Source organism: Burkholderia sp. MSHR3999 (genome assembly GCF_000833595.1).
GTDB classification, from domain to species: Bacteria; Pseudomonadota; Gammaproteobacteria; order Burkholderiales; family Burkholderiaceae; genus Burkholderia; species Burkholderia ubonensis.
Window position 1 is genome coordinate 864,748 of the sequence record NZ_JRFO01000001.1, and the last position, 24,666, is coordinate 889,413.

The following is a 24,666-nucleotide window of genomic DNA, read 5'->3' on the forward strand; positions in this document are numbered from 1 at the left end:
ATCGTGCCGCGCGCCGCGCGGCCGGTTCCGAACCTGTCTCCCAATCGATATGAACGCTACCGCTCCCACTGGTTTCCGCTGCGGCATGATCGCGATCGTGGGCCGTCCGAACGTCGGCAAGTCGACGCTGATGAACGCGCTCGTCGGCCAGAAGATCAGCATCACGTCCCGCAAGGCGCAGACGACCCGCCACCGCATCACCGGCATCAACACGACCGAAGACGCGCAATTCATCTTCGTCGATACGCCCGGCTTCCAGACCCGCCACAGCACCGCGCTGAACCGCTCGCTGAACCGCGCGGTCACGTCGACGCTGACGTCGGTCGACGCGATCCTGTTCGTGATCGAGGCCGGCCGCTTCGGGCCGGACGACCAGAAGGTGCTCGACCTGATTCCGCCCGGCGTGCCGACGCTGCTGATCGCGAACAAGCTCGACCGCGTGAACGACAAGACGACGCTGTACCCGTTCATGCAGAAGGTGAGCGCGCTGCGCGAGTTCACCGAGATCGTGCCGCTGTCGGCGAAGCACGTGGAAGACATCGAGCGCCTGATGGAGACGGTCAAGCCGTACCTGCCGGAAGGCGAGCCGATCTACGGCGAGGACGACCTGACGGACCGCAGCTCGCGCTTCCTCGCGGCCGAGATCCTGCGCGAGAAGGTGTTCCGCTGGACCGGCGACGAGCTGCCGTACACGAGCACGGTCATCATCGACAAGTTCGAGGAGGAAGGGCGGCTGAAGCGCGTCTTCGCGACGATCCTCGTCGAGCGCGATTCGCACAAGGCGATGGTGATCGGCAAGAAGGGCGCGAAGCTCAAGCAGATCAGCACCGAAGCGCGGATGGACATGGAAAAGCTGTTCGACGGCCCCGTCTATCTCGAGACCTTCGTCAAGGTGAAGAGCGGCTGGGCCGACAACGAAGCGGGGCTTCGTGCCTATGGGTACGAATGACGCGCTGGCGTCGACCGAACACGCGGTAGAGGCGAGCGCTGACGCGCCGCCGCCTGCCGCGCCCCCGCACCGCCGCGCAAGGCGCGGCGCGCGACCTCGCGCACGTCCGATTTCCGCGTCGCCGAGCAGCCGGCGTTCGTGCTGCACAGCTATCCCTATCGTGAAACGAGCCTGATCATCGACGTGCTGACGCGTGATCACGGCCGGCTCGCGCTCGTCGCGAAGGGCGCGAAGCGTCCGCATTCCGCGCTGCGCGGCGTGCTGCAGACGTTCCAGCCGCTGCTGCTGTCGTGGTCCGGCAAGTCCGAGATGCGCACGCTGACGGGGGCCGAGTGGGTCGGCGGGATGCTGCCGCTCGCCGGCGACGCGCTGCTGTGCGGCTTCTACGCGAACGAACTGCTCGTCAAGTTCTGCGCACGCGAAGATCCGCAGCCGCCGCTCTTCAATCATTACGTCGTGACGCTCACGCGCCTCGCGCATGGCGAGCCCGCGGTGCAGGTGCTGCGCTCGTTCGAGCGCGTGCTGCTGCGCGAAACGGGCTATGCGATGGCGCTGAACCGCACGGTCGCGCGCCGCGCAGTCGAGGCCGACCGCCTGTACGTGTTCGATCCCGAGCGCGGCGTGCGCGGCGCGGACGACGACGTGCCGTCGCACTGGCCGGTGGTTTCCGGGCAGACGTTGCTCGACATGGAGCAGGACGATTACCATCGAGCCCAGACCGTCGCGCAAAGCAAGACGCTGATGCGCTTCCTGCTGAACACCTATCTCGGCGGCACGCCGCTCGCGACGCGCCAGATCCTGATCGACCTGCAAAATCTATGAGCTTCTTCCTGACTTCGTCCACCACCATCGATCTCGGCGTCAACATCGACCACGTCGCGACGCTGCGCAATGCGCGCGGCACGAGCTATCCCGACCCGATCCGCGCGGCGCTCGCCGCCGAAGAGGCCGGCGCCGACGCGATCACGCTGCACCTGCGCGAGGATCGCCGGCACATCGTCGACGCGGACGTGCGCAAGCTGCGCCCGCTCCTGAAGACGCGCATGAACCTCGAATGCGCGGTGACGGCCGAGATGCTCGACATCGCGTGCGAGGTCAAGCCGCACGACGCGTGCCTCGTGCCCGAAAAGCGCGAGGAGCTGACGACCGAAGGCGGTCTCGACGTCGCGGGGCGCTTCGAGGCCGTGCGTGCCGCGTGCCGGCAACTCGCCGACGCCGGCGTGCGCGTGTCGCTGTTCATCGATCCGGACGAGACACAGATCCGCGCCGCGCACGAAGCGGGCGCGCCGGTGATCGAACTGCACACGGGCCGCTACGCCGACGCGCACGACGCGGCCGAGCAGCAGCGCGAATACGAGCGGATCGTCGCGGGCGTGCAGGCGGGCGCGCAGCTCGGCCTGAAGGTCAACGCGGGGCACGGCCTGCATTACACGAACGTGCAGCAGATCGCCGCGATCGACGGCATCGTCGAGCTGAACATCGGCCACGCGATCGTCGCGCATGCGATCTTCGCGGGCTGGGACAACGCGGTGCGCGAGATGAAGGCGATCATGGTCGCGGCGCGCGTCGCGGCGCTGCACGGCGCACGTTGAACGCTGACCGCATGGCGATCTACGGCATCGGCACCGACATCGTCCAGGTGAGCCGCATCGCGGCAGTGCTCGAGCGCACTGGCGGCCGGTTCGCCGAGAAAGTGCTGGGGCCCGACGAGCTGCGCGTGTTTCACGCGCGCCGCGCACGCTCCGAGGCGCGCGGCATCGCGTTCCTCGCGACGCGCTTTTCCGCGAAGGAGGCGTTCTCGAAGGCGATCGGGCTCGGCATGCACTGGCCGATGACGTGGCGCGCGCTGCAGACCCTCAATCAACCGAGCGGCGAGCCGTATGTCGCCGCGTCCGGCGAGCTGGCCGACTGGCTTGCGGCGCGCGGCATCACCGCCCGCGTGACGGTCAGCGACGAGCGCGACTACGCAGTGTCGTTCGTGATCGCCGAGACCAACTTGCCTGCGGCGGCCCCGCCGGTTCCACGATCTTCTTCCTGACGGATTCCCGATTCGATGAAAACGACTCCCGGCCCGGTCATGCTCGACGTCGTCGGCACGGCCCTGACGCGCGACGATGCGCGCCGTCTCGCGCATCCGAACACCGGCGGCGTGATCCTGTTCGCGCGGCACTTCCAGAATCGTGCGCAGCTGACTGCGCTGACCGACGCCATTCGCGCGGTCCGCGAGGACGTGCTGATTGCCGTCGATCACGAGGGCGGCCGCGTGCAGCGCTTTCGCACCGACGGCTTCACGGTGCTGCCCGCGATGCGCCGCCTGGGCGAGCTGTGGGACCAGGACGTGCTGCGGGCGACGAAGGTCGCGACCGCGGTCGGCTACGTCCTCGCCGCGGAGCTGCGCGCATGCGGGATCGACATGAGCTTCACGCCCGTGCTCGACCTCGACTACGGCCACTCGAAAGTGATCGGCGATCGCGCGTTCCATCGCGATCCGCGCGTCGTGACGATGCTCGCGAAGAGCCTGAACCACGGGCTCTCGCTCGCCGGCATGGCGAACTGCGGCAAGCATTTCCCCGGGCACGGTTTCGCGCAAGCCGATTCGCACGTCGCGCTGCCTACCGACGACCGGCCGCTCGACACGATCCTCGAGCAGGACGTCGCGCCCTACGACTGGCTCGGCCTGTCGCTGGCGGCGGTGATTCCGGCGCATGTGATCTACACGCAGGTCGACGCGCGGCCGGCCGGTTTCTCGCGGGTCTGGCTGCAGGACATCCTGCGCGGCCAGCTCGGCTTCACCGGCGCGATCTTCAGCGACGACCTGTCGATGGAGGCCGCGCGAGAAGGCGGCACGCTGACGCAGGCGGCCGAGGCTGCGCTTGCGGCCGGCTGCGACATGGTGCTGGTTTGCAACCAGCCGGATGCGGCCGAAGCCGTGCTGAACGGATTGAAGGCGCAGCCGTCGCCGGACTCGGTGCGACGCCTCAAGCGGATGCGCGCGCGCGGCAAGCCGGCCAGGTGGGACAAGCTGATCGCGCAGCCCGAGTATCTGCGTGCGCAGGCGCTGCTGCGCGACGCGTTCGCGTAAGCGCGCGAAACGAAACAGCCGCGCAACTCGCGGCTTCGGGAGGCCGGTCAGCCTGGCCGACGCGGCCCGATCAGCAGACGCTGATCGGGCTGTTTCATTCTTGGCGGCGCGATCCGCGCCGCGCTGCCTCAATCCATCTTCATTCGCTGCAGCTTGTTGTACAGCGTCTTCGGGCTGATGCCGAGCAGCGTCGCCGCGCGGTGGCGCGTGCCGCCGACCGCATCGAGCGTCGCGCGGATCAACAGGTCCTCGACGTCCGACAGCGGCGTGCCGACCTTGATCTGCACGCTGCTGCCGTTCAGCGCGGCGCCCGCCGAGAAGCTTGCTTCGCCGGCGCGCAGCGTGTCGATGAAGTCGCCGGACGCGTCGTACGCGAAGCGCACGCGCTCCTGCAGCTCGCGCACGTTGCCCGGCCACTCGTAGGACAGGCATTCGCGCACGAAACCCGGCGCGGCGCGCTTGTCGGTCGTGCTGCGGCCGGTCGCGCGCGCTTCGCGGTTCAGTTCGTCGATCAGCGCATCGGCGATCGACAGCGCATCGCCGTCGCGTTCGCGCAGCGGCGGCATCGAGATCGACGCCGCGTCGAGGCGCAGCCACAGATCTTCGCGCAGCGTGCCGTTCGCGACCGCTTCGCGCGCCGGGCGGCGCGTGGCGGCGATCAGCCGGAAGTCGCTCGCGACCGGGCTCGTGCCGCCGATGCGCATGAAGTTCTGCGAATCGAGCGCCTGCAGCAGCGCTTCCTGCAGCACGAGCGGCAGCGCGGTGATCTCGTCGAGGAACAGCGTGCCGCCGCTCGCCTGCTCGAACAGGCCGGATTCGCGCCGCTCGGCGCCGTCGTACGCGCCGCGCTCGTGGCCGAACAGCACGCTGTCGAGCGCCGCGCCGTGGCGTCCGACCTGCGCGAGCGTGCGGCAGTCGAACGCGACGAACGGCCCCTTGCGGCGGCGGCTCAGGTCATGCAGCGTGCGCGCGGCCAGCTTCTTGCCGGTGCCGGCCTCGCCCGAGAACAGCACGGCCGTCTCGGTGCGCGCGTTGTGCTCGATCATGTCGTACACGTGCTGCATGGCTTCGCTGCGGCCGACCAGCGCGCCGAAGCGGCCGAGGTGGCGCAGCGTTGCGCGCAGCGACTGCACTTCGTCGATCAGTTCGTAGGGCCGGGGAATGCGCGCGAGCAGGCTGCGCAGGCGCGGAATGTTGATCGGCTTGAGAAGGTAGTCCCAGATTCCGTGGCGCAGGCCTTCGATCGCGCTTTCGACGGTCGCGTTGCCGGTCAGCACGATGACCGGCAGCGAGCCGTTCGGCTGCTGCTGCGGCAGGTGTTGAAGCAGGTCGAACCCGCTGCCGTCCGGCAGGTTCAGGTCGACGAGGACGACGTCGGGGATCGAGCGGCCGAGCGCGGTGCGCGCTTCGGCAAGCGACGTGGCCGTGTCGACCGAGAAGCCGTCCGCGGCGAGAAGCGCGGTGAGACCGGACAGACTGTTGGGATCGTCTTCGACAATCAGGGCGTGTGGCATGGTGGACGCGTGTCGTGTCAAGAGAGGCGGGCCATCGGCCAAAAAATCCGCAGCCGCATTTCGAGATTAAAAACTGATTTTATGCCCCTGCGAACACCTAACGAAGATTATTTCTCCATCGCTGTAAAACAGTTACCGATGATACAAATTGAATATCTTTATGCGTCGCTTTTGTGGTGCATTCGGGTATCGGCCGGCGGTGTGCTGTTGGCGCCGACAAAACAAAAGCGCCCCGAAGGGCGCTTTGTTCGACGCGGAAACCGCCCGCCGATTACGCGCGGCTGCGGTATTCGTGCGTACGCGTGTCGATTTCGATCTTGTCGCCGGTGTTGCAGAACAGCGGAACCTGCAGTTCGAAACCGGTTGCGAGCTTCGCGTTCTTCAGCACCTTGCCCGACGACGTGTCGCCCTTGACGGCCGGCTCGGTGTAGGTGATTTCGCGCACGAGGATCGTCGGCAGTTCGACCGAGATCGCCTTCTCGTTGTAGAACACGACTTCGCACGCCATGCCGTCTTCGAGGTAGTGCAGCGCGTCGCCCATCATTTCCGCTTCGACTTCGTACTGGTTGTAGTCGGCGTCCATGAACACGTACATCGGGTCGGCGAAGTACGAGTACGTCACTTCCTTGCGGTCGAGCACGACGACGTCGAACTTGTCGTCGGCCTTGTACACCGATTCCTGGCCTGCGTTGGTCAGCAGGTTCTTCATCTTCATCTTGACGACGGCGGCGTTACGGCCCGACTTGTTGTATTCCGTCTTCGAGATGACCCAAGCGTCGCTGCCGATCTGCACGACGTTGCCTACGCGGAGTTCCTGTGCGGTTTTCATAAAAACACTGTCCTGATCAAATCAAATAAATAGGTGCCTGAGCGTTGCGCAACGGGTGACGGCGCCAAGCAGGTGCGTTCCGGGCGGGCGCCAAAAGCAAGCGCTTGCGTGGTCAGCCGTCGGATAACCGCTTATTTTAACTGAGATTTTGCATATTCGGCCAGCTTTCCGGCGAGATCGCCGACGGCCGCCAGCGCGTCGGCCCAATCGGCCGCATTCGCCTGCAGCGCCGCGCGGTGCTGCCAGAAATCGGCCCAGTCGGGCGTGCCCGCGCCGTTCCACGCATGCCAGAAGCGGGCGAGGGCGTCGCGCGGCGCGTCGGCGAGGCCCGCGCCGACGTGCGCGAGCGCGGCGTCGAGCTTCGGCAGGTGCGCGTCGTCGGCCTGCGGATAGATGTGCCACACGAAGGGCTTGCGCGCCCATTGCGCGCGGACGAACGAATCCTCGCCGCGCACGAAGTTCAGGTCGCCGATCCACAGCAGCGGATCGTAGTCGGACTGCGGGACGAACGCGAGCCCGTACGCGGTGAGATTGCCGCAGCTCGCCCGTGCGCCGGCGCCGAATGATTCAACCCCGGACTCGACCCCGAAAAAGCGCGCGACGGCGGGCGACACGCGCCCCTCCGGCACGAGCGCGACGACCGGCGTCGGGCCGTCGCGCCATTGCGCGAGAAGTGCGTCGACGGCCGGATTCTCGTACGCGAACAGGCTGACGACCGTCGTGCCCGGCGCGGGCGGCGCGTCGCCCGTCGTGCGCCGCCACCAGGCGGCACGCGCGTGGGCGTCGGCGTCGAAGGCCGCACGTCGCGCGTCGAGGTCGCGTTCCTTCAGCACGCCGCCGGTGCCGGCCGACAGGCCGGGGAAGAAGAACGTCTTGACGAGCGGGTAGCGCGGATGCGGCGACGGCCGCAGATGGAAATCGGCAACCCAGTCCTCGGCGCTCAGGTATTCGAGGTTGATCCACACGGGCCGGCGCTCGCGGCGCGCCATCGCCGCGAGATACGGGCCCGGCAGCTCGCACGCGAACGCCTCGATCACGACGTCGGCGATCTCGATCGCGTCGCCGACCTCGGCGTGCCAGTGCTCGATCACGACCCCGTCGGCGGTCTGCCGCAGCGCGTCGGGCTCGACGCCGGGCAAGAGGCGCGTGAACGTGCGCAGGTCGTCGACGATGAGCCGCACCTGCCAGCCGTGCTCGTGCGCGAGCTGGCGCGCGAGGCGCCAGCACACGCCGATGTCGCCGAAGTTGTCGACGACGGTGCAGAAGATGTCGCAGGCGACGGTTTCGTCCGGCGTGCGCGGGGTCGGGTCGTGGGGGCGGGGGGCGGTGCGTGGCATCGAAGCGGGCAGGTGGAATGCTCTAAACTGGCGATTCTAATAGACCCGTTCGCGCGCCTCGCGGCGCCCGGATCACGCATGACATCCCCAGAAGCCTCCGCAGCCCCGTTCGAACCGAAGAAGATCCTCGCGCAACTGCCGCACCTGCCCGGCGTCTACCGCTATTACGACGCGGCCGGCGCGGTGCTTTACGTCGGCAAGGCGCGCGACCTGAAGAAGCGCGTGTCGAGCTATTTCACGAAGACGCAGCTGTCGCCGCGCATCGCGATGATGGTCACGCGCATCGCGCGCGTCGAGACGACCGTCACGCGCTCGGAGGCGGAAGCGCTGCTGCTCGAGAACAACCTGATCAAGGCGCTCGCGCCGCGCTACAACATCCTGTTTCGCGACGACAAGTCGTATCCGTACCTGAAACTCACCGCGCATCGTTTTCCGCGGATGGCGTACTACCGCGGCGCCGTCGACAAGCAGAACCAGTATTTCGGGCCGTTCCCGAGCGCGTGGGCCGTGCGCGAGAGCATCCAGATCCTGCAGCGCGTGTTCCAGTTGCGCACCTGCGAGGATTCGGTGTTCAACAACCGCACGCGGCCGTGCCTGCTGCACCAGATCGGGCGTTGCACCGCGCCGTGCGTCGGCGCGATCGCCGAGGAGGACTATGCGCGCGACGTGTCGAACGCCGCGCGCTTCCTGCTCGGCCGGCAGTCCGAGGTGATGAAGGAGCTCGAGCAGAAGATGCACGGGTTCGCGGCAGAGCTGAAGTTCGAGCAGGCGGCGGCCGTGCGCAACCAGATGAGCTCGCTCGCGACCGTGCTGCATCAGCAGGCGATCGAGGTCGGCAGCGACAGCGACGTCGACATCCTCGCGGTGGTCGCGCAGGGCGGGCGCGTGTGCGTGAACCTCGCGATGGTGCGCGGCGGCCGGCATCTCGGCGACAAGGCGTATTTCCCGACGCACGTCGAGAGCGCGTTGACGCTTGCGGAAGGCGGGCTCGACGACGAGGCCGAGCCGGCGGTCGAGGCGCTGCCTGACCAGCCGGCGGAAGACGCGGGCGGCGCGCGCAATGCGCAGGCGTCGGTCGAGGCCGAGGTGCTCGATGCGTTCATCGCGCAGCACTATCTCGGCAACCGCGTGCCGCCGGTGCTCGTCGTGAGCCATGCGCCCGCGAGCCGCGACCTGCTCGACCTGCTGTCCGAGCAGGCCGGCCACAAGGTGTCGCTGGTGCGGCAGCCGCAGGGCCAGCGGCGCGCGTGGCTGTCGATGGCCGAGCAGAACGCGACCCTCGCGCTCGCGCGGCTGCTGTCGGAGCAGGGCTCGCAGCAGGCGCGCACGCGCGCGCTCGCCGACACGCTCAGCTACGAGAACGACGACCTCGCGCATCTGCGGATCGAGTGCTTCGACATCAGCCACACGATGGGCGAGGCGACCCAGGCTTCGTGCGTCGTCTATCACCATCACAAGATGCAGTCCGGTGAATACCGGCGCTACAACATCACCGGCATCACGCCCGGCGACGATTACGCGGCGATGCGGCAGGTGCTGACGCGCCGCTACGAAAAGATGGTCGAGCAGGCGGCGCAGGCCGCGGCCGCCGACGACGCGGCCGGCATCGACGGCGAGACGACGCGCCAGGCCGAGGCCGCCAGCCTGTTGCCGAACATCGTGCTGATCGACGGCGGCAAGGGGCAGGTCGAGATCGCGCGGCAGGTGTTCACCGAGCTGGGCCTCGACACGTCGATGCTGGTCGGCGTCGCGAAGGGCGAGGGGCGCAAGGTCGGGCTCGAGACGCTCGTGTTCGCCGACGGCCGCGCGCCGCTCGAGCTCGGCAAGGAGAGCGCCGCGCTGATGCTCGTCGCGCAGATCCGCGACGAGGCGCACCGGTTCGCGATCACCGGGATGCGCGCGAAGCGGGCGAAGGCCCGCCAGACGTCGCGGCTCGAGGAGCTCGAGGGGGTCGGCGCGAAACGCCGGCAGCGGCTGCTCGCCCGCTTCGGCGGGCTGCGCGGCGTCGTCGCGGCGAGCGTGGACGAACTCGCGAGCGTCGAGGGCATTTCGCGCGCGCTTGCCGAGCAGATCTACAGGCAGTTGCACTGACAAGGCGCCGCCGCCCGCCTCGCTTGTGGCAGGGCGGTCGACGCGGCACAATTGCGAATCCTTTACTGTCCCGGATGCCATGCCGTTCAATTTCCCGATTTTCCTGACGTGGGTGCGGATCGTGCTGATTCCGCTCGTCGTCGGCGTGTTCTATCTGCCGGACACGGTGATGGGCGGCGCGCACCGCAATCTCGCGGCGGCGCTGATCTTCATCCTCGCCGCGCTGACGGACTGGTTCGACGGCTACCTGGCGCGCAAATGGAATCAGACGTCGTCGTTCGGCGCGTTCCTCGATCCGGTCGCGGACAAGCTGATGGTGACGGCCGCGCTGCTGATCCTCGTGCAGATCGCGCGGGTCGACGCGGCGATCGCGCTCGTGATCGTCGGCCGCGAGATCGCGATCTCGGCGCTGCGTGAATGGATGGCACAGATCGGTGCGTCGAAGAGCGTCGCGGTGAATCAGCTCGGCAAGTTCAAGACCGCATGCCAGATGGTCGCGATTCCGATGCTGCTGTACTTCGGGCCGCTGCCGCTCGGTTTTGCGACGCTCGACACGCGCATATGGGGCGAATGGCTGATGTATCTCGCGGCAGTGCTGACGATCTGGTCGATGCTGTACTACATGAAGCTCGCGTGGCCGCAGATTCGCGAGCGCAGCCGCGTGTGACGCGGTCCGCCATGCCGGGGCGGAGAACTTTTTGGAAAAAGGGCGCGAAAAACCCTTGACACCCGGATGAGCCTTCGACATAATCTCGCTTCTCCGCTGCACGACGAAGTGAGTGCGGCGAAGCAGAAGCAGTATGCGGGAGTAGCTCAGTTGGTAGAGCGCAACCTTGCCAAGGTTGAGGTCGCGAGTTCGAGACTCGTCTCCCGCTCCAGGTTTTTTGGCGGCGCGTTGTACGGCAAGCGCTGCGGTTGCAGGACAATGCGGGAGTAGCTCAGTTGGTAGAGCGCAACCTTGCCAAGGTTGAGGTCGCGAGTTCGAGACTCGTCTCCCGCTCCAGGTTTTTGGCGGCGCGTTGTACGGCAAGCGCTGCAGTTGCAGGACAATGCGGGAGTAGCTCAGTTGGTAGAGCGCAACCTTGCCAAGGTTGAGGTCGCGAGTTCGAGACTCGTCTCCCGCTCCAGACACTGGGGAAGCCACGCTTCCCTTTTTATTTGATGGACCGACGGTCATCAAAGAAATCTGTCGCTTGCCGGCACGGCGAGTGAACAGTCCGCTTACGGCGCGATAGCAAAGCGGTTATGCAGCGGCCTGCAAAGCCGTGTAGGCCGGTTCGACTCCGGCTCGCGCCTCCAGAAAAAGCCCCGCTCTGTCGGGGCTTTTCTTTTTTCTCCCCTTCATTCGCTGCCGGACGCCAAACACGTTGCACGGACGGCACTCCGTCGAAAGTGCTGACGACCGTCAATACCGCCGGGACTTTATCGATCTGGTCAAAACGCCGCTATTTGTTGAAAGGCGGGGCGCATTCCGTGCAAATATTTAAATTATCGTGCATGAATATGCTTGCATGCATGTAATTGCCCTATGTTTGTCGAGTCGGCGGTGTTATATTTTTTCGCTATAAATATAACCGAGGGTAATTCGAATGCTAATAACCGGAATATCTCGCAAAACCCGTCGCTGGTCGGCCGCCGTGGCATTGGCGGCATTCGCGGGGCTGGTCGGTGTTGCGTCGGCCAACACGCAGCCGACGCAGCAAAAGCAGGCGCGCATGCCGCGCGTGCCGCAGAACCTGCCGGTCTCGCCCGAACAGGCCGAGTACAACCTGCCGCTCAGCGAGCAGGACCGCGCGATGCTGACCAGGCCTTCGCAGCAGAAGCTGCCGCTCAAGCGCAGCAAACGCAGCGCATCGGGCGCCGATTGCCGCGACATGGCGGTGATGACCCAGTATCGCGGCGCGGCACTCGCCGACTATATTGCCAATCTTCCCGATTATGAATGCCATTACGGCCTGTTTTCAGTCGATAAAACCTTGGCCGCGCAGATCTTTAATGCCGAAAACGTGCACGCCGTTGCGGGTCGTTTCGTGCAGGAGTTATATCGCTATGAAGCAAGCAATTTGATTCTGGTCAATTTGCTGATTTATCTGCGTTCCGCTTATTACCAGTATGACGTGTCGGGCATTGCGGATCCGATTCCGAATCTCGCGGTGCAGTTGCGCCCGTATATCAAGCAAAGCCTCGAGGGCGATGCGCTCTATCGTGAGAATTCGCGTGCGCCGAGCACCGCGAACGAGCTGATGAAGCTCATCACGAACATGAAGGACGAGGCGTACTACCTGCCCGCACTGAAGAACCGTGTTGCGCTCTATACGGCGAGCGCGGCGAATCCGCAGGCGGCGGCGCCGCTGCAGCAGCGGAGCGCGGCGGGCGGCTTCACCGGCCTGCTGACGGTGTTCTTCTACGCGCATCAGCGCACCGGCGCGCAGCAGCTGCTCGACAGCGATGCGGCCCTGCCCGAGACGCTCAATCGCTTCGTCACCGCGAACCGCGCGAGCCTGTCGAATACCAGCGCCGCGTATCAGCTCGCCGACGCGGCGCGCGAGACCTATCGCTTTCTCCGTTATCCGACGCAGAAGCCGCGCGTGAAGAAGATGATCCAGGACATGCTCGCGTCGACGAGCATGACGGGCGCGGACAGCGATCTGTGGCTCGCGGCGGCGGAAGCGGTCGACTATGGCGACTCCGGCAACTGCGCGGATTACGGCACGTGCGACTACAAGAAGCGTCTGGCCGACGCGGTGCTGACGCATCGTTACGCGTGCAACGCGAGCGTGCGTGTTCTCGCGCAGGACATGACGGCGCCGCAGTTGCAGTCGGTATGCGCGGCGGTCGCCCGGCAGGACGATTACTTTCACCGGATGATGAAGACCGGACGCAAGCCGGTCGCGGGCGATCGAAATGACACGATCGAGCTCGTCGTCTTCGACGACTACGCGAACTACCGCAAGTACGCTTCGGTGATCTACGGAATCAGCACCGACAATGGCGGCATGTACCTCGAAGGCGATCCGTCGGCGCCCGGCAACCAGGCGCGCTTCATCGCGCATGAGGCGTCGTGGCTGCGGCCCGAGTTCAAGGTGTGGAACCTCGAGCACGAGTTCACGCACTATCTCGACGGCCGCTACGACATGGCGGGCGACTTCACGGCGAGCACCGCGAAGCCGACCGTCTGGTGGATCGAAGGCGTTGCCGAATATCTGTCGAGAAAGAACGACAACCAGGAATCGATCGACGCCGCGCACACGGGCGCGTACCGGTTCTCGGACGTGCTCGGGACGCGTTACGCGTCGAGCGACTACGTCGCGCGTGCATACCGGTGGGGCTATATGGCGACGCGCTTCATGTTCGAGCGCCATCGCGCCGACGTCGACACGATCGTTGCGCGCTTCCGCGCGGGTGATTACGACGGCTACGAGAACTACGTCGGGTACATCGGCCGCCGCTACGACAGCGAGTTCGCCGATTGGGCGCGCAATGCAACGACGGGAGGGGAGCCGCCGCTGCCGACGGCGAGATGATCGAGCGCGGCCGCCTGAGTCCAGGTGCGGGGCGACGGGAATGCCCGGTTGGTCCGCATAGCCGCTCAGGCCGGTTTGACTCCCGCTCGCGCCTCCAGGAAAAGCCCCGCTCGGTTCGCAGTCGGGGTTTTTCTTTTTCCGCGCTGCTTTCGTTCCGCTACGACAGTCGGCATTGGCGATTGCGCGAACGACCATGTGCGCGCATTGCGATGGGTGTGCGTCCGGCTTGCATCTGCGCAAGCAGCAGGCCATCCGCCCCCTCCCCGAGACGTAAAAATCGGGCATGAACAGTTGATTTCACTTCGCTTGTATTGTTACATTCGCCTTTCGCGCTCGGGAGGACGGGGCGCGCCTGCGCGCGGCAATTTGCGAACAGAGGGCATGACGTGTCGACAGCACATGACTCGCAATGGCTGCGAGGCGCGTGCCCCACTATGACCAGAAGCAAAAACATGAATACGAAGAGAGGACCCCGGGGGGCGGGGGCGGCATTAGGGCGGGCTGCGATGCTCTGCTTGATGATCGCTGCGTTCGGCGGATGCAGTGACGCAAAGAACGATCGCACGGATATCCCCGCGACATCGCCGAGCGCGGAAGCGGCTGCCGGCAACGAGGTTCCCTCGCCGACATCTTCGGACGCCGCGCGTCCGGAAGCCGGCGTTTCGAGCCACCAATACGTGCTCCGCCAGGATGGCGCGTACGGGTATGAGCCGGCATTGAGCGAGGACGACATTCGAGCCGGCAAGGCCGTGAAGGCGTTGGTCATGATGCGCTATGTCGGATTCAGAGACGGTACGCATACCTTGCTGATCGTCGACGAAGACGATCCGGGCGTCGTCGGCCGGGTGACTTGCGCGGTGCCGTGCGAGTTCGCCAAATTCCAGACCGTAGTCGACGGCAAGGTAACGTCGACGGAGACGTTGCGTATGACGCCGGGTTCGCTCGTAGGGTCGATGTTCGAAGACGCGATTGCGGGCCGCCTGGTTCCCTACCGGAAGACCGCGGGTTCCCGACAGCGAGGCAAAGTTGCGAAGTCGGACGACGTCGATACCCGGGACGAGTAAGCGGCCGCATCGACCTTTCACAAACAGATCACCCAACCACCAATCGAGGAAACCAAAATGAACAATCTCGCACTGCAGTCCCGTTTGTCCATCGCCGACATCATTGGGCACGCCGTCATCTGGATCTTGCTGACCGTCGTGACGCTGGGCCTGGCACTGTTCGTGTACCCGTACTATCTGTACCGGTTCGTGATCAGCAAGACGGTCGCGCTCGATCGTGACGGCAAGGTTGCCGGGCGGCTCGAGTGCACCATCGACCTCGTGACGATCACCGGAAAAATCGTCATCTGGACGATCATCTCGATCGTCACGTTCGGCATCGGCTACTTCTTCTTCCTGTACAAGATCGTCGCGCATTGCATGGATCACACGCGACTCGTCAGCGCTCAGTAACAGGCGTTGAACGAGGAGGGCGCGGGCGGGAGCCGCGTCGCGCCCTCCGAGCAAGGAGGCGTGCAAATCGGCGCAGTGCCGAAGCACGCCAGAGGAACGCGGCCCCGGCTTTCGCGCTTCGCAACGCGTCATTGGCAGTTGCGCGCGCATTGCACGGACGCGAACGCGCAGCGACACCCGCGCAGATCAGCCTCGCGCCTTCTCCCACGCGTGCTCGACGAACACGCGGCACAACGCTTCCATCCCTTGCCGATCCTCGTCGTCGAAGCGCGCGGCGACCGGGCTGTCGACGTCCCATACGCCGATCAGCGTGCCGTCGCGCGCGACGAGCGGCACGACGATTTCGGATTCCGACGCCGCGTCACATGCGATGTGGCCCGGGAACGCGTGCACGTCGCGCACCACCTGCGTCTCGCGCGTCTGCGCGGCCGTGCCGCACACGCCTTTGCCGAGCGCGATCCGCACGCAGGCGGGCTTGCCCTGGAACGGGCCGACCACGAGCTCGGCGCCGTCGAAGAAATAGAAGCCGGCCCAGTTGAGCCGGTCGAGCGAGTGATAGACGAGCGCTGCGAAGTTCGCGGCGTTGGCGATCAGGTCGCGTTCCGATTCGACGAGCGAGCGGGCCTGCTCGACGAGCGTCGCGTATTGATCGGACTTGGAGGCGTGCGGGTCGTTGGACAGCGTGAACATGGCTGGAATGCGCAAGGGTGGTCGGAAGTGCGCGGAGCGCGCATGCGGCAGTCTACGGCACATGCCGCTGACGCGCAGCGCGCGTCCTCGCGCACGCGAATGCGCAAGCTGGCGCCGCGGGGTCAGTCGGGCTCGAGCTCGGCAAAGCGCTGCGCCAGGAAATCCAGCAGCGCGCGCACCGCCGGCAGCAATCCGCGGCGCGACGCGAACACCGCATGCACGATCTCGCGACGCGGCGCCCAATCCGGCAGCACGGCGGTCAGCGCACCCTGTGCGATCGCGTCGCGCACCATCATCGTCGGCAACTGCACGATGCCGACGCCGGCGACCGCGGCCGCGCGCAATGCGAGCATCCCGCCCGTGACGAGTCTCGGCTGGTGATGAATCTCCGCGCGGGCGCCGTCGGGCCCCTGCAGCTGCCACACGTGCGCGGCCTGCGGTGCGCCGAGCTCGAGGCTCGGCAGGCGGGCGAGGTCGGCAGGCACGGCTGGCATGCCGCGCTCGCGCAGCAGCGCGGGACTCGCGACCAGACATTGCCCGCGCTCGGCCAGCACGCGCAGCGCGAGATCGCTGTCTTCGAGCGGCGGCGGGCGCACGCGCAACGCGACGTCGATCCCTTCGCCGACCACGTCGACACGCCGGTTGGTCGCTTCCAGATGAATCTCGACGCGCGGGCACGCGTTCATGAACGCGGCGATCATCCCGCCGACGAGCGAGTCGAGCAGCGCGACCGGGCACGTGACCCGCACGATGCCGCGCGGCTCCTCGTGCAGCAGCGCGATAGCCTCGTCGGCGGCGTCGGCCTCGACGAGCATCGCGCGGCAATGCGCGTAGTAGGTCTGGCCGACTTCGGTCACCGTGAAGCGGCGCGTCGAGCGCTGGATCAGCCGCATGCCGACGCGTGCCTCGAGCAGTGCGATGCGCCGGCTCAGCTTCGATTTCGGCATGTTCAGCGCGCGGCCCGCCGGCGCGAAGCCGCCGTGGTCGACCACCTGCACGAAGTAGTAGAGATCGTTCAGATCCCGCTGGCTATCGTTCATCAAATAGAACGCTGAGTGTGATTTTCGCAGTCTACCGGATCGATCGTTCTGATTCTATATTCCTGTCCAGGATGCAAAACACGGGTTTCGCCGCAATTCGGAGAGGAAGATGAAGAAGATCCAGGGTGTGTACAGTGCGCCGCGCGGCCATTGGGTTGGCGACGGGTTTCCGGTGCGCTCGATGTTCAGCTACCAGTCGCACGGCGCGCATCTGAGCCCGTTCCTGCTGCTCGACTACGCGGGCCCGGCGACGTTCGAGCCGGGTTCGGCCTCGGCGCCGCGCGGCGTCGGCCAGCATCCGCACCGCGGTTTCGAGACGGTCACGATCGTCTATGACGGCGAGGTCGCGCACCGCGACTCGACGGGCGCGGGCGGCGTGATCGGCCCCGGCGACGTCCAGTGGATGACGGCCGCGAGCGGGATCCTGCACGAGGAATTTCACTCGGAGGCGTTCACGAAGCGCGGCGGGCCGCTCGAAATGGTGCAGCTGTGGGTGAACCTGCCCGCCGCGGACAAGATGGGCGCGCCCGGCTACCAGACGCTGCTGAGCGCGGACATCCCGGTGGTCGAGCTGCCGGAAGGCGCGGGTCGCGCGCGGATCATCGCGGGCGAACTCGACGGGCGGCGCGGCCCGGCCCGCACGCACACGCCGATCGACGTGTGGGACGTGCGGCTCGCGGCGGGCGGTCGTGCGCGGTTTCCGGTCGCGGAAGGGCGCACGCTCGCGGTGGTCGTGCTGAGCGGCACGGTGCTCGTGAACGGCGAAACGGTCGCGCGCGACGCGCAGTTCGTGCAGTTGAGCCGCGACGGCCGTGACGTCGAGCTCGAAGCGAACGGCGACGCGAAGCTGCTGATCCTGAGCGGCGAGCCGATCGACGAGCCGGTCGTCGGCTACGGGCCGTTCGTGATGAACTCGCAAGCGGAGATTCGCGTCGCGATCGACGATTTCAACGGCGGCCGCTTCGGCACGATGCCGGCATGACGGACGGGCCCCGCGCGATGCGGGACCCGTCGTCGTGCGTGCAGGGCGGTCGCGCGTCGCGTGCGCTTCGAGGCATAATCGGCGATTGCCGCGCGCCGGCCGGCGCGCCCGAAGCCCGAATCAGGACCGCACATGAACGCACCCGCAACCGCCACAAACCCGCCCGCCACCGATGCGCTCGAATGGCGCTGGAAAGCCTTCGACGCGTTGTCGGCGCGCGAGGTCTATACGATTCTCGAGGCGCGCAGCGCGGTGTTCGTCGTCGAGCAGAATTGCGTGTACCGCGACATCGACGACGCGGACCAGGCGGCGTGGCATCTGGCCGCGTACGACGAAGCGGGCCGGCTGGTCGGCTACCTGCGCGTGCTGCTGCCCGATGCGCAGGATCCCGACGTCCGGATCGGCCGCGTGCTGACGACTGCCGCGTTCCGCGGCGCGGGCCTCGGCAACGCGCTGCTGTCGCGCGCGCTCGGGCACATCCGCGCGCAATGGCCCGACACGCCGGTCAGCCTGCATGCGCAGGCCCATCTGCAGCGCTTCTACGGCGCGTTCGGCTTCGCGCCGAGTTCCGACGTGCACGACGAGGACGGCATTCCGCACGTGTGGATGCGCAGCGCGCGCGCCTGATACGGCGGCGCGCGCCGCGTCAGCGCGCGCCGTGCATGGAGCGCGCGACCGCCTGGCCGGCCTCGCGCTCGGCTTCACGCTTCGCCGCGCGTTCGTCCCGCAGGCGTCCGCGCGCGGACAGCCGCAGCCAGTGGCGCAGCGCGATCACCGCGCCGATCACGCTCATCATCGAGCCCGGAATCCACAGCAGCAGGCCGCCGATCTGCTGGTCGCGCAGCGGGCTCAGCCATGTGAACGCGCGTCCGCAGATCGAGTAGATCGGATACAGCTCCTGCGGCGTGAAGAAGATCATCGCGCCGAGCACGATCTGCGGCGGGATCGCCGCGACGACGACCAGGATCCGGCGCCCCGGCGCGAGCCGCGCGGGCGGCGCCGGGCGCGGATCGACGACGAGCCACCAGAACAGCAGGCCGTCGATCACCATGCTCCAGTTCATCACGCGATACAGGCGCCAGTCGAGCATCGCGACGAAGTGGATCGGCGACAGCAGCCAGAAATAGATCAGCCCGACGAACAGCACGACCGCGACGACCGGGTTGAACACGACGTCGAGCGTCGCGCGCACCGGCCGCCACGCGAGCGCGGGGCGCACGAAGCGCTGCCGCCAGCGGAACGGAATGCCCGCGCGGATCGCCGCGCCCGGATACGCGAGCGCGATGAAGAACGGCCCGAGATGATGCAGCACGAGGTGCTGCGCGCGATGCAGGAAGAACTCGTGCTCGAAGAAGTAGTCGAGCCGCGTATGCAGCGCGACGTACAGCGCCGTCAGCCCGAGCCAGAACGAGAACTGCCGCAGCGGCGTGACCCGGGCCTTCTTCACGCCGCGCGCGAACAGCACGCCGGCCGCCAGCACCGCGACGACCACGGTCGGCGACGGTTCCCACGGGTCGAGCCAGTACAGGAGATCCATCGCGCGGCGTTACTTCGCCTGGGCGGGCGATTTCACCGCGAACGGCGTGTCGAGCGTCTCGCCGTCGGAGAATTTCAGGCGCACGCGCACCGTGTCGCCGGGCTTGATCGCGTGCTTCGGCTCCTCGAGCATGAAGTGGTAGCCGCCCGGCGCGATGTCGACCTTGCCGCGCGCGGGAACCGTCAGCTTGTCGACCATCTCCATCTTCTGCGTCGAGCCGTTCGAGACGGTCTGGTGCAGCATCGCCATCCCATAGTCGGGGCTGTCGACGTCGACGAGGTCGACCGGCTTGTCGCTCGTGTTGACGAGCGTCACGTAGCCGCCCGCGGGCAGCTTGTTCGGCAGCCAGCGCACCCAGCCGTTCTGCGCGGAGATCGCGCCGGCGGCGTAGGCGTGCGCGCCGACGGACAGCGCGGCGAGGAGGGCGAGCGTCTTGAGTTTCGTGGTCATGATTCGGGATCAGGTGAAGGAAGCGGAGTCGAGGATCCGGCGCACATCGGCGGCGATGGCGTCGGGCTTGTCGCGGTCGGTCGCGAGCAGACGCGCGCGGCCGCTCGCGTCGAAGATGTAGACCGCCGAGCTGTGCGTCACTTCGTAGCCGCCCGACGGATCGCGTTGCTCCATCTGGTACGCGACCCGATAGCGCTTCGCGAGCGATTCGATCTGGCGGTCGGTGCCCGTCAGGCCGCGCGCGTGTTCGGCATCGAACGCGGCGACATACGATTGCATTGCCTGCGGCGTGTCGCGCGCGGGGTCGACCGACACGAACAGGATGCGCACGTTGCGCGCCTGCGGGCCGAGTTGCGCGAGGACTTCCATCAGTCGCGCCATCGTTTCGGGGCAGACGTCCGGGCAGTGCGTGTAGCCGAAATAGACGAGCGAGACGCGGCCGCGGAACGCGGACGCCTCGACCGGCCGGCCGTCGCCGCCCGTCAGCGTGAACGACAGGTCGGGCAGGTGGCCGGTGACGTCGGTCAGGCGCCAGGGGGGTTCGCCGCGCGTGCAGGCGGCGAGCGCCACGGCGGCGGCGAGCGCCGCGACGGTGCGGACGACGCGGGAGAGGCGCCGGCGCGGCGCGTAATGAACAGGCGGGACTGGCGGCATCCAGGGGCTCGATCGGACGGAACGGACGCACGGCCGGCGCGACGCCAAGCGTCGCGCGGCCGGCGGTTGCGACTGTAGCGCAATTCGCGCGCGAGCGTCCCGGCGAAACGCGCGCGACGCGCCGGGGCGGGGCAATATGTCGCAGCGGCCCGCAGCGGGACGCATCGCCCGCGCCGCACGCCGGTTTCGCCCATCCGGACGCGAAGGCGCGGTAAGATGCGCACAATTCCTCTCGTGCAGCGGCGGTCTTGCGGGCCGCCGCTCAGACTATCGACTCGATGCAATCCGTCCCGGCTTCCCTGTCCCTGACCGATACCGCGTTCTTTTTCGACTTCGACGGCACGCTCGTCGAACTGGCGCCGACGCCCGACAGCATTCACGTGCCGCCGTCGCTGCTCGCACTGATCGACGCGCTGCGGCGCCGCTCGCACGGCGCGGTCGCGATCCTGTCCGGCCGCGGCATCGACAACATCGACCAGTACCTGAAGATGCCCGACCTGCCGGTCGCCGGCCTGCACGGCGCGGAGCGGCGCGACGCCAACGGCGACACGCAGCGCGTCGGCTTCAACGACGCGCGCCTGTTGCGCATCGAGCGCGAGCTCGCGGACGTCGTCGACCGCTATCCGGGCATGCTGCTCGAAATCAAGGGCGCGGCGGTCGCGCTGCATTACCGCAATGCGCCCGAGCGCGAGGCGATTGCGCGCGAGGCGGCCGAGCGGCTCGTCGCCGACTATGCGGACGCGTACGTGCTGCAGCCGGGCAAGATGGTGTTCGAGATCAAGCCGAAGGGCGTCGACAAGGGGCGCGCGCTCGCGGCCTTCCTCGACGAGCCGCCGTTCGCGGGCCGCACGCCGGTGTTCGCGGGCGACGACCTGACCGACGAGAAGGGGTTCGCGGTCGTCAACGCGCGCGGCGGCCTGTCGATCAAGGTCGGCGCGGGCGAGACGTCGGCGCGCGTGCGGCTCGACTCGGTCGACGCGCTGCACGCTCAGATCCGCCGCTGGCTCGACGTGGAGCCGCAGCACGCATGAGCCGTCTCATCATCGTTTCGAACCGCGTCGCGCCGATTTCCGAAGGCGAGCCGGCGGCGGGCGGGCTTGCCATCGGCGTGTATGACGCGCTGAAGGAAACCGGCGGCATGTGGTTCGGCTGGAGCGGCGAGGTCGTCGCGTCCGGCGCGCCGCAGATCCGCGTCGAGGAGCACGGGCCGGTTACGTTCGCGACGGTCGGCCTGGCGCGGCGCGACTACGACCAGTACTACCGCGGCTTCTCGAACGCGACGCTGTGGCCCGCGTTCCACTACCGTGCGGACCTGATCCAGTACGACCGCCACGAGTTCGAAGGCTACGGCCGCGTGAACGTGTGGCTCGCGCAGCAGCTCGTGCCGCTGCTGCAGGACGACGACGTGATCTGGGTGCACGACTATCACCTGATCCCGTTCGCCCGCGCGCTGCGCGCTGCCGGCGTGAAGAACCGCATCGGCTTTTTCCTGCACATTCCGTTTCCGGCGGCGCAGGTGCTCGTCAACGTGCCGCCGCATCGCGAGCTCGTCGAGGCGCTGTGCGCGTTCGACCTGCTCGGCTTCCAGACCGAGCCCGACCTGCGCGCGTTCTGCGACTACGTCGAGTCCGAAGCGGACGGCGTGGTCGAACGCGACGGGCGCGACGTTCGCGCGGTGACCGTGCGCGCATTCGGCCAGACGCTGCGCGCGGCCGCATATCCGATCGGCGTGCATCCGGACGAGATCGCGTCGCTCGCGCAGGCGGGCGAGCACGGCAAGGCGGTGCGCACGCTGGCCACGTCGCTGCGCGGCCGCAAGCTGATCATGAGCGTCGACCGGCTCGATTACTCGAAGGGGCTCGTCGAGCGCTTCCGCGCGTTCGAGAAGCTGCTCGAGCACGAACCGTCGCACCGCAACCGCGTGTCGTTCCTGCAGATCGCGCCGTCGACCCGCGCGGAACTGCGCGCGTACCAGGACATCCGCCTGCAGCTCGAAGCGGAGTCGGGCCGCATCAACGGACGCTTTGCGGAGCTCGACTGGGCGCCGATCCTCTATATCCATCGCCAGTACGACCGCCAGCTGCTCGCCGCGCTGTACCGGCTCGCACGGGTCGGCTACGTGACGCCGCTGCGCGACGGGATGAACCTCGTCGCGAAGGAATACGTGTCCGCGCAGAACCCCGACGATCCGGGCGTGCTGGTGCTGTCGCGTTTCGCGGGCGCCGCGCGCGAGCTGACGGGCGCGCTGATCGTCAATCCGATCGACATCGCGGGGATGGCCGAAGCGCTGTCGCGGGCGCTGTCGATGCCGCTCGCCGAGCGGCGCGCGCGCTATGCGGACATGATCGCGCAGCTGCGCGAGAACAACGTGTCGGTGTGGCGCGACAACTTCCTGCGCGACCTGCAGCGTGCCTGAGCCGCCGCCCGGTGCGGCGACGGGAATGAAAAAAGCCGCAGTGCGTGATGCACTGCGGCTTTGTTTTCGGGCGGGCGCGCCGCGCGTCAGGCGACGCGCTCGCCGGCCGCCGGGCCGCCGTCGGGCGCCACGTGTTGGCGGCCGTGCTGTTTCGCGAGCAGGTCGCGATACAGGCCGGGGCGGTTGCGCAGGACTTCCGGTTCGCCGTCGTCGATCACCTTGCCGCTGCTCATCACGATGATCCGGTCGAAATTGCGCAGCGTCGACAGGCGGTGCGCGATCGCGATCACCGTGCGGCCGACCATCAGGCGGTCGAGCGCGCTCTGGATCGCTTCCTCCGACGCGCTGTCGAGCGCGGACGTCGCCTCGTCGAGCAGCAGGATCGGCGCGTTCTTCAGGATCGCGCGCGCGATCGCGATGCGCTGGCGCTGGCCGCCCGACAGCTTGACGCCGCGGTCGCCGACGATCGTGTCGTAGCCTTCCGGCATCGCCTCGATGAACTCCGCGCAGCGCGCGTCGCGCGCGGCGGCGAGCACCTCGTCGCGCGACGCGTCGGGGCGGCCGTACGCGATGTTCTCGTAGATCGACCGGTGCATCAGCGAGATGTCCTGCGGGACGAGCGCGATCGCATGGCGCAGGCTGTCCTGCGTGATCGACTTCACGTCCTGGCCGTCGACCTTCACGACGCCGTCCTGCGTGTCGTAGAAGCGCTGCAGCAGCGCGAGCACGGTCGACTTGCCGGCGCCGGACTTGCCGATCAGGCCGACGCGCTGGCCCGGCTCGATGTGCAGCTCGAAGTGGTCGAGGATCGGGCGGCGGTGCGGATACGCGAACGTCACGCGCTCGAAGTCGACGCGGCCGCCCGATGCGGCGAGCGGCACCGCGTCGGAGCGGTCCGGCATCCCGTGCGGCTCGAGCAGCGTCTTCACGGCTTCGGCGAGGCGCGCGACATGCTGCGTGACGTCGACGAGCGCCACCGCGAGGTCGCGCGTGCCGTGCAGGATCGTGAAGCCGAGCGAGCTGACCAGCACGATGTCGCCCGAGGTCGCGCGGCCCTGGTCCCACAGCCACAGCGCCCAGCCGAGCAGGCCGGCGGACAGCATCGCGGTGATCACCGCGTGCAGCAGCCGCAGCTTTTCAAGATAGAGCAGGCTCTGCTGGCGCGCGTCCATCTCGGCCTTGACCGTCGCGCCGAAGCGCTTCTGCTCGCGCAGCGTCATCCCGAACGCGCGCACGAGGCCCATGTTGCCGATCACGTCGACGAGCTCGCCGTCGACTGCGGCGGCCTTCGCCGCGAACGCGTGATGGCGCGCGGAGCCGCGTCCGGCGAGCCTGAACAGCACGACGGAGAGCACCGCCGAGCAGCCGAGCAGGCCGGCCGCCATCATCGGGTTGACGACGATGATCATCAGGATCGCGCCCATCACCGCGATGCACGGCGGCAGCACGTTCCACGCCATCGTGTTCTCGGACGTATAGACGGCGTTCGACGTCGCGGTGATGCGGCTCGCGAGCGTGCCGGGCTGCTTTTCCGCGTAATACGTCGGCGAGTGGCCGATCAGGTACTGGAACAGGTCGCGCCGCAGGTCGCCCGTGACCGCGACGAACGTGTGCGCGGCGAACCAGCCGCCGACGCGCCACAGCAGGTTGTCGGCGGCGATCAGGCCGACGAGCAGCGCGAACGCGCTCCACAGCGGGCCCGGGTGGTGGCGGCCGGTCGCGAGGACGTCGATCAGGTGCTTGATCGCGTATTGCGAGCCGAGCGCGCAGCCGACGGCGGCCAGCACGCTGAAGAGCACGACGAAGTGCGCGACCGGATGCAGGCGGATGTAGCGGAACAGGAACGCGAGTGGCCGGTGCGCGTAGCTCGACAGCTTCGCGTTGTAGGCGTTGCGCTGGGCAGGGGTGAGAGCTTCCAAAATATGCGTGCGGTGAATCGGTGGTTGAACGTTGCAGCCGGACCGGATGCCGACCTTCGGCCAGGCGCAACGTAATCCGGCATTGTAAACAAGGCCGTGCCTCGCGCTGCGCAAATCTTGCCGACGGCAGGAGGCGCTGAGTTAATTTTGGGATAAAATTCGTCATTCCGCGCCTTGCGATGGGTGCCGCGTTCG

22 protein-coding genes, 4 tRNA genes and 1 pseudogene are annotated in these 24,666 nt (G+C 67.4%); 18 read left to right on the forward strand and 9 right to left on the reverse strand.

The window, feature by feature from the left end; all coding sequences use genetic code 11:
• The first annotated feature begins 49 nt into the window (after positions 1-49).
• The 5 genes and pseudogenes from era to nagZ all read left to right on the forward strand — a co-directional run bounded on the left by era (position 50) and on the right by nagZ (position 4,031).
• A complete protein-coding gene (era, locus tag KY49_RS04215) occupies positions 50-949 on the forward strand; it encodes a GTPase Era (protein ID WP_042583481.1) in 900 nt (299 codons plus the stop codon).
• A pseudogene (recO, locus tag KY49_RS04220) lies at positions 936-1,771 on the forward strand (DNA repair protein RecO). The gene era and the pseudogene recO overlap by 14 nt, the downstream one beginning before the upstream one ends.
• Positions 1,768-2,541 carry a pyridoxine 5'-phosphate synthase gene (gene pdxJ / locus KY49_RS04225; RefSeq protein WP_042583482.1) on the forward strand — a complete coding sequence of 258 codons (774 nt, stop codon included), beginning with the start codon at positions 1,768-1,770 and terminating at the stop codon, positions 2,539-2,541. The pseudogene recO and the gene pdxJ overlap by 4 nt, the downstream one beginning before the upstream one ends.
• 11 nt (positions 2,542-2,552) lie before the next feature.
• On the forward strand, positions 2,553-2,987 hold the full coding sequence (gene acpS, locus KY49_RS04230; protein ID WP_042583483.1) for a holo-ACP synthase: 435 nt from the start codon (positions 2,553-2,555) through the stop codon (positions 2,985-2,987).
• A gap of 15 nt (positions 2,988-3,002) precedes the next feature.
• Positions 3,003-4,031, forward strand: a complete 1,029-nt coding sequence (gene nagZ, locus KY49_RS04235) for a beta-N-acetylhexosaminidase (protein WP_042583484.1) — start codon at positions 3,003-3,005, stop codon at positions 4,029-4,031.
• Positions 4,032-4,159: 128 nt separating this feature from the next.
• Here the strand turns inward: nagZ and KY49_RS04240 are convergent, their stop codons facing one another.
• From KY49_RS04240 to earP, 3 genes are all read right to left on the reverse strand, one after another.
• Complete coding sequence (locus KY49_RS04240; protein WP_042583485.1) at positions 4,160-5,545, reverse strand: sigma-54-dependent transcriptional regulator; 1,386 nt, start codon at positions 5,543-5,545, stop codon at positions 4,160-4,162.
• 271 nt (positions 5,546-5,816) lie between these two features.
• Positions 5,817-6,374 (reverse strand): elongation factor P, encoded by a 558-nt coding sequence (gene efp, locus KY49_RS04245; RefSeq protein ID WP_042583486.1) that lies wholly within the window; start codon positions 6,372-6,374, stop codon positions 5,817-5,819.
• Positions 6,375-6,505: 131 nt separating this feature from the next.
• Complete coding sequence (earP, locus tag KY49_RS04250; RefSeq protein ID WP_042583487.1) at positions 6,506-7,711, reverse strand: elongation factor P maturation arginine rhamnosyltransferase EarP; 1,206 nt, start codon at positions 7,709-7,711, stop codon at positions 6,506-6,508.
• 78 nt (positions 7,712-7,789) lie between these two features.
• Between earP and uvrC the strand changes: the two genes are divergently transcribed.
• The 9 genes from uvrC (at position 7,790) to KY49_RS04295 (ending at position 14,783) form a co-directional block, all read left to right on the forward strand.
• On the forward strand, positions 7,790-9,802 hold the full coding sequence (uvrC, locus tag KY49_RS04255) for an excinuclease ABC subunit UvrC (protein ID WP_042583488.1): 2,013 nt from the start codon (positions 7,790-7,792) through the stop codon (positions 9,800-9,802).
• A 79-nt stretch (positions 9,803-9,881) separates the two neighbouring features.
• Positions 9,882-10,469: a CDP-diacylglycerol--glycerol-3-phosphate 3-phosphatidyltransferase gene (gene pgsA, locus KY49_RS04260; RefSeq protein ID WP_042583489.1), complete on the forward strand. Its 588-nt coding sequence runs from the start codon at positions 9,882-9,884 to the stop codon at positions 10,467-10,469.
• Positions 10,470-10,604: 135 nt separating this feature from the next.
• A tRNA-Gly gene (locus KY49_RS04265) sits at positions 10,605-10,680 on the forward strand.
• Positions 10,681-10,729: 49 nt separating this feature from the next.
• A tRNA-Gly gene (locus tag KY49_RS04270) sits at positions 10,730-10,805 on the forward strand.
• 48 nt (positions 10,806-10,853) lie between these two features.
• A tRNA-Gly gene (locus KY49_RS04275) sits at positions 10,854-10,929 on the forward strand.
• Positions 10,930-11,027: 98 nt separating this feature from the next.
• Positions 11,028-11,101 (forward strand) — tRNA-Cys (locus tag KY49_RS04280).
• A 290-nt stretch (positions 11,102-11,391) separates the two neighbouring features.
• Entirely contained in the window at positions 11,392-13,326 is a 1,935-nt protein-coding gene (locus KY49_RS04285) for a collagenase (protein WP_042583490.1), read from the forward strand.
• A 452-nt stretch (positions 13,327-13,778) separates the two neighbouring features.
• The gene (locus tag KY49_RS34405; protein WP_156162422.1) at positions 13,779-14,390 is read left to right on the forward strand and encodes a hypothetical protein; all 612 of its coding nucleotides are present in this window, start codon (positions 13,779-13,781) and stop codon (positions 14,388-14,390) included.
• A 57-nt stretch (positions 14,391-14,447) separates the two neighbouring features.
• Positions 14,448-14,783, forward strand: coding sequence for a DUF6693 family protein (locus tag KY49_RS04295; protein ID WP_042583491.1), 336 nt, complete (start codon positions 14,448-14,450; stop codon positions 14,781-14,783).
• Positions 14,784-14,969: 186 nt separating this feature from the next.
• Here the strand turns inward: KY49_RS04295 and KY49_RS04300 are convergent, their stop codons facing one another.
• The gene (locus KY49_RS04300; RefSeq protein ID WP_010091858.1) at positions 14,970-15,473 is read right to left on the reverse strand and encodes a GAF domain-containing protein; all 504 of its coding nucleotides are present in this window, start codon (positions 15,471-15,473) and stop codon (positions 14,970-14,972) included.
• Positions 15,474-15,595: 122 nt separating this feature from the next.
• The gene (locus tag KY49_RS04305) at positions 15,596-16,513 is read right to left on the reverse strand and encodes a LysR family transcriptional regulator (RefSeq protein ID WP_042583492.1); all 918 of its coding nucleotides are present in this window, start codon (positions 16,511-16,513) and stop codon (positions 15,596-15,598) included.
• 109 nt (positions 16,514-16,622) lie between these two features.
• Here KY49_RS04305 and KY49_RS04310 point away from each other — a divergent pair, with 109 nt between their 5' ends.
• Together KY49_RS04310 and KY49_RS04315 are read left to right on the forward strand one after the other, a co-directional pair.
• Positions 16,623-17,495, forward strand: coding sequence for a pirin family protein (locus tag KY49_RS04310; RefSeq protein ID WP_042583493.1), 873 nt, complete (start codon positions 16,623-16,625; stop codon positions 17,493-17,495).
• Between the two features lie 132 nt (positions 17,496-17,627).
• Complete coding sequence (locus KY49_RS04315; protein WP_042583494.1) at positions 17,628-18,122, forward strand: GNAT family N-acetyltransferase; 495 nt, start codon at positions 17,628-17,630, stop codon at positions 18,120-18,122.
• A 19-nt stretch (positions 18,123-18,141) separates the two neighbouring features.
• Here the strand turns inward: KY49_RS04315 and KY49_RS04320 are convergent, their stop codons facing one another.
• From KY49_RS04320 to KY49_RS04330, 3 genes are read right to left on the reverse strand one after another with little or no spacing between them, the layout of a single operon-like run.
• Positions 18,142-19,032 carry a cytochrome c oxidase assembly protein gene (locus KY49_RS04320; RefSeq protein ID WP_042583495.1) on the reverse strand — a complete coding sequence of 297 codons (891 nt, stop codon included), beginning with the start codon at positions 19,030-19,032 and terminating at the stop codon, positions 18,142-18,144.
• A 9-nt stretch (positions 19,033-19,041) separates the two neighbouring features.
• Entirely contained in the window at positions 19,042-19,482 is a 441-nt protein-coding gene (locus tag KY49_RS04325; protein ID WP_042583496.1) for a copper chaperone PCu(A)C, read from the reverse strand.
• Between the two features lie 9 nt (positions 19,483-19,491).
• On the reverse strand, positions 19,492-20,136 hold the full coding sequence (locus tag KY49_RS04330; protein WP_042583497.1) for an SCO family protein: 645 nt from the start codon (positions 20,134-20,136) through the stop codon (positions 19,492-19,494).
• Positions 20,137-20,414: 278 nt separating this feature from the next.
• On the opposite strand from KY49_RS04330, the gene otsB reads away from it, so the two are divergent.
• A complete protein-coding gene (otsB, locus tag KY49_RS04335) occupies positions 20,415-21,167 on the forward strand; it encodes a trehalose-phosphatase (protein WP_010091865.1) in 753 nt (250 codons plus the stop codon).
• The gene (otsA, locus tag KY49_RS04340; protein ID WP_042583498.1) at positions 21,164-22,552 is read left to right on the forward strand and encodes an alpha,alpha-trehalose-phosphate synthase (UDP-forming); all 1,389 of its coding nucleotides are present in this window, start codon (positions 21,164-21,166) and stop codon (positions 22,550-22,552) included. Before otsB ends, otsA begins: the two co-directional genes overlap by 4 nt.
• 86 nt (positions 22,553-22,638) lie before the next feature.
• On the opposite strand, the gene KY49_RS04345 is transcribed toward otsA, so the two are convergent.
• Positions 22,639-24,471, reverse strand: a complete 1,833-nt coding sequence (locus tag KY49_RS04345; RefSeq protein ID WP_042583499.1) for an ABC transporter ATP-binding protein — start codon at positions 24,469-24,471, stop codon at positions 22,639-22,641.
• Positions 24,472-24,666: the final 195 nt, after the last annotated feature.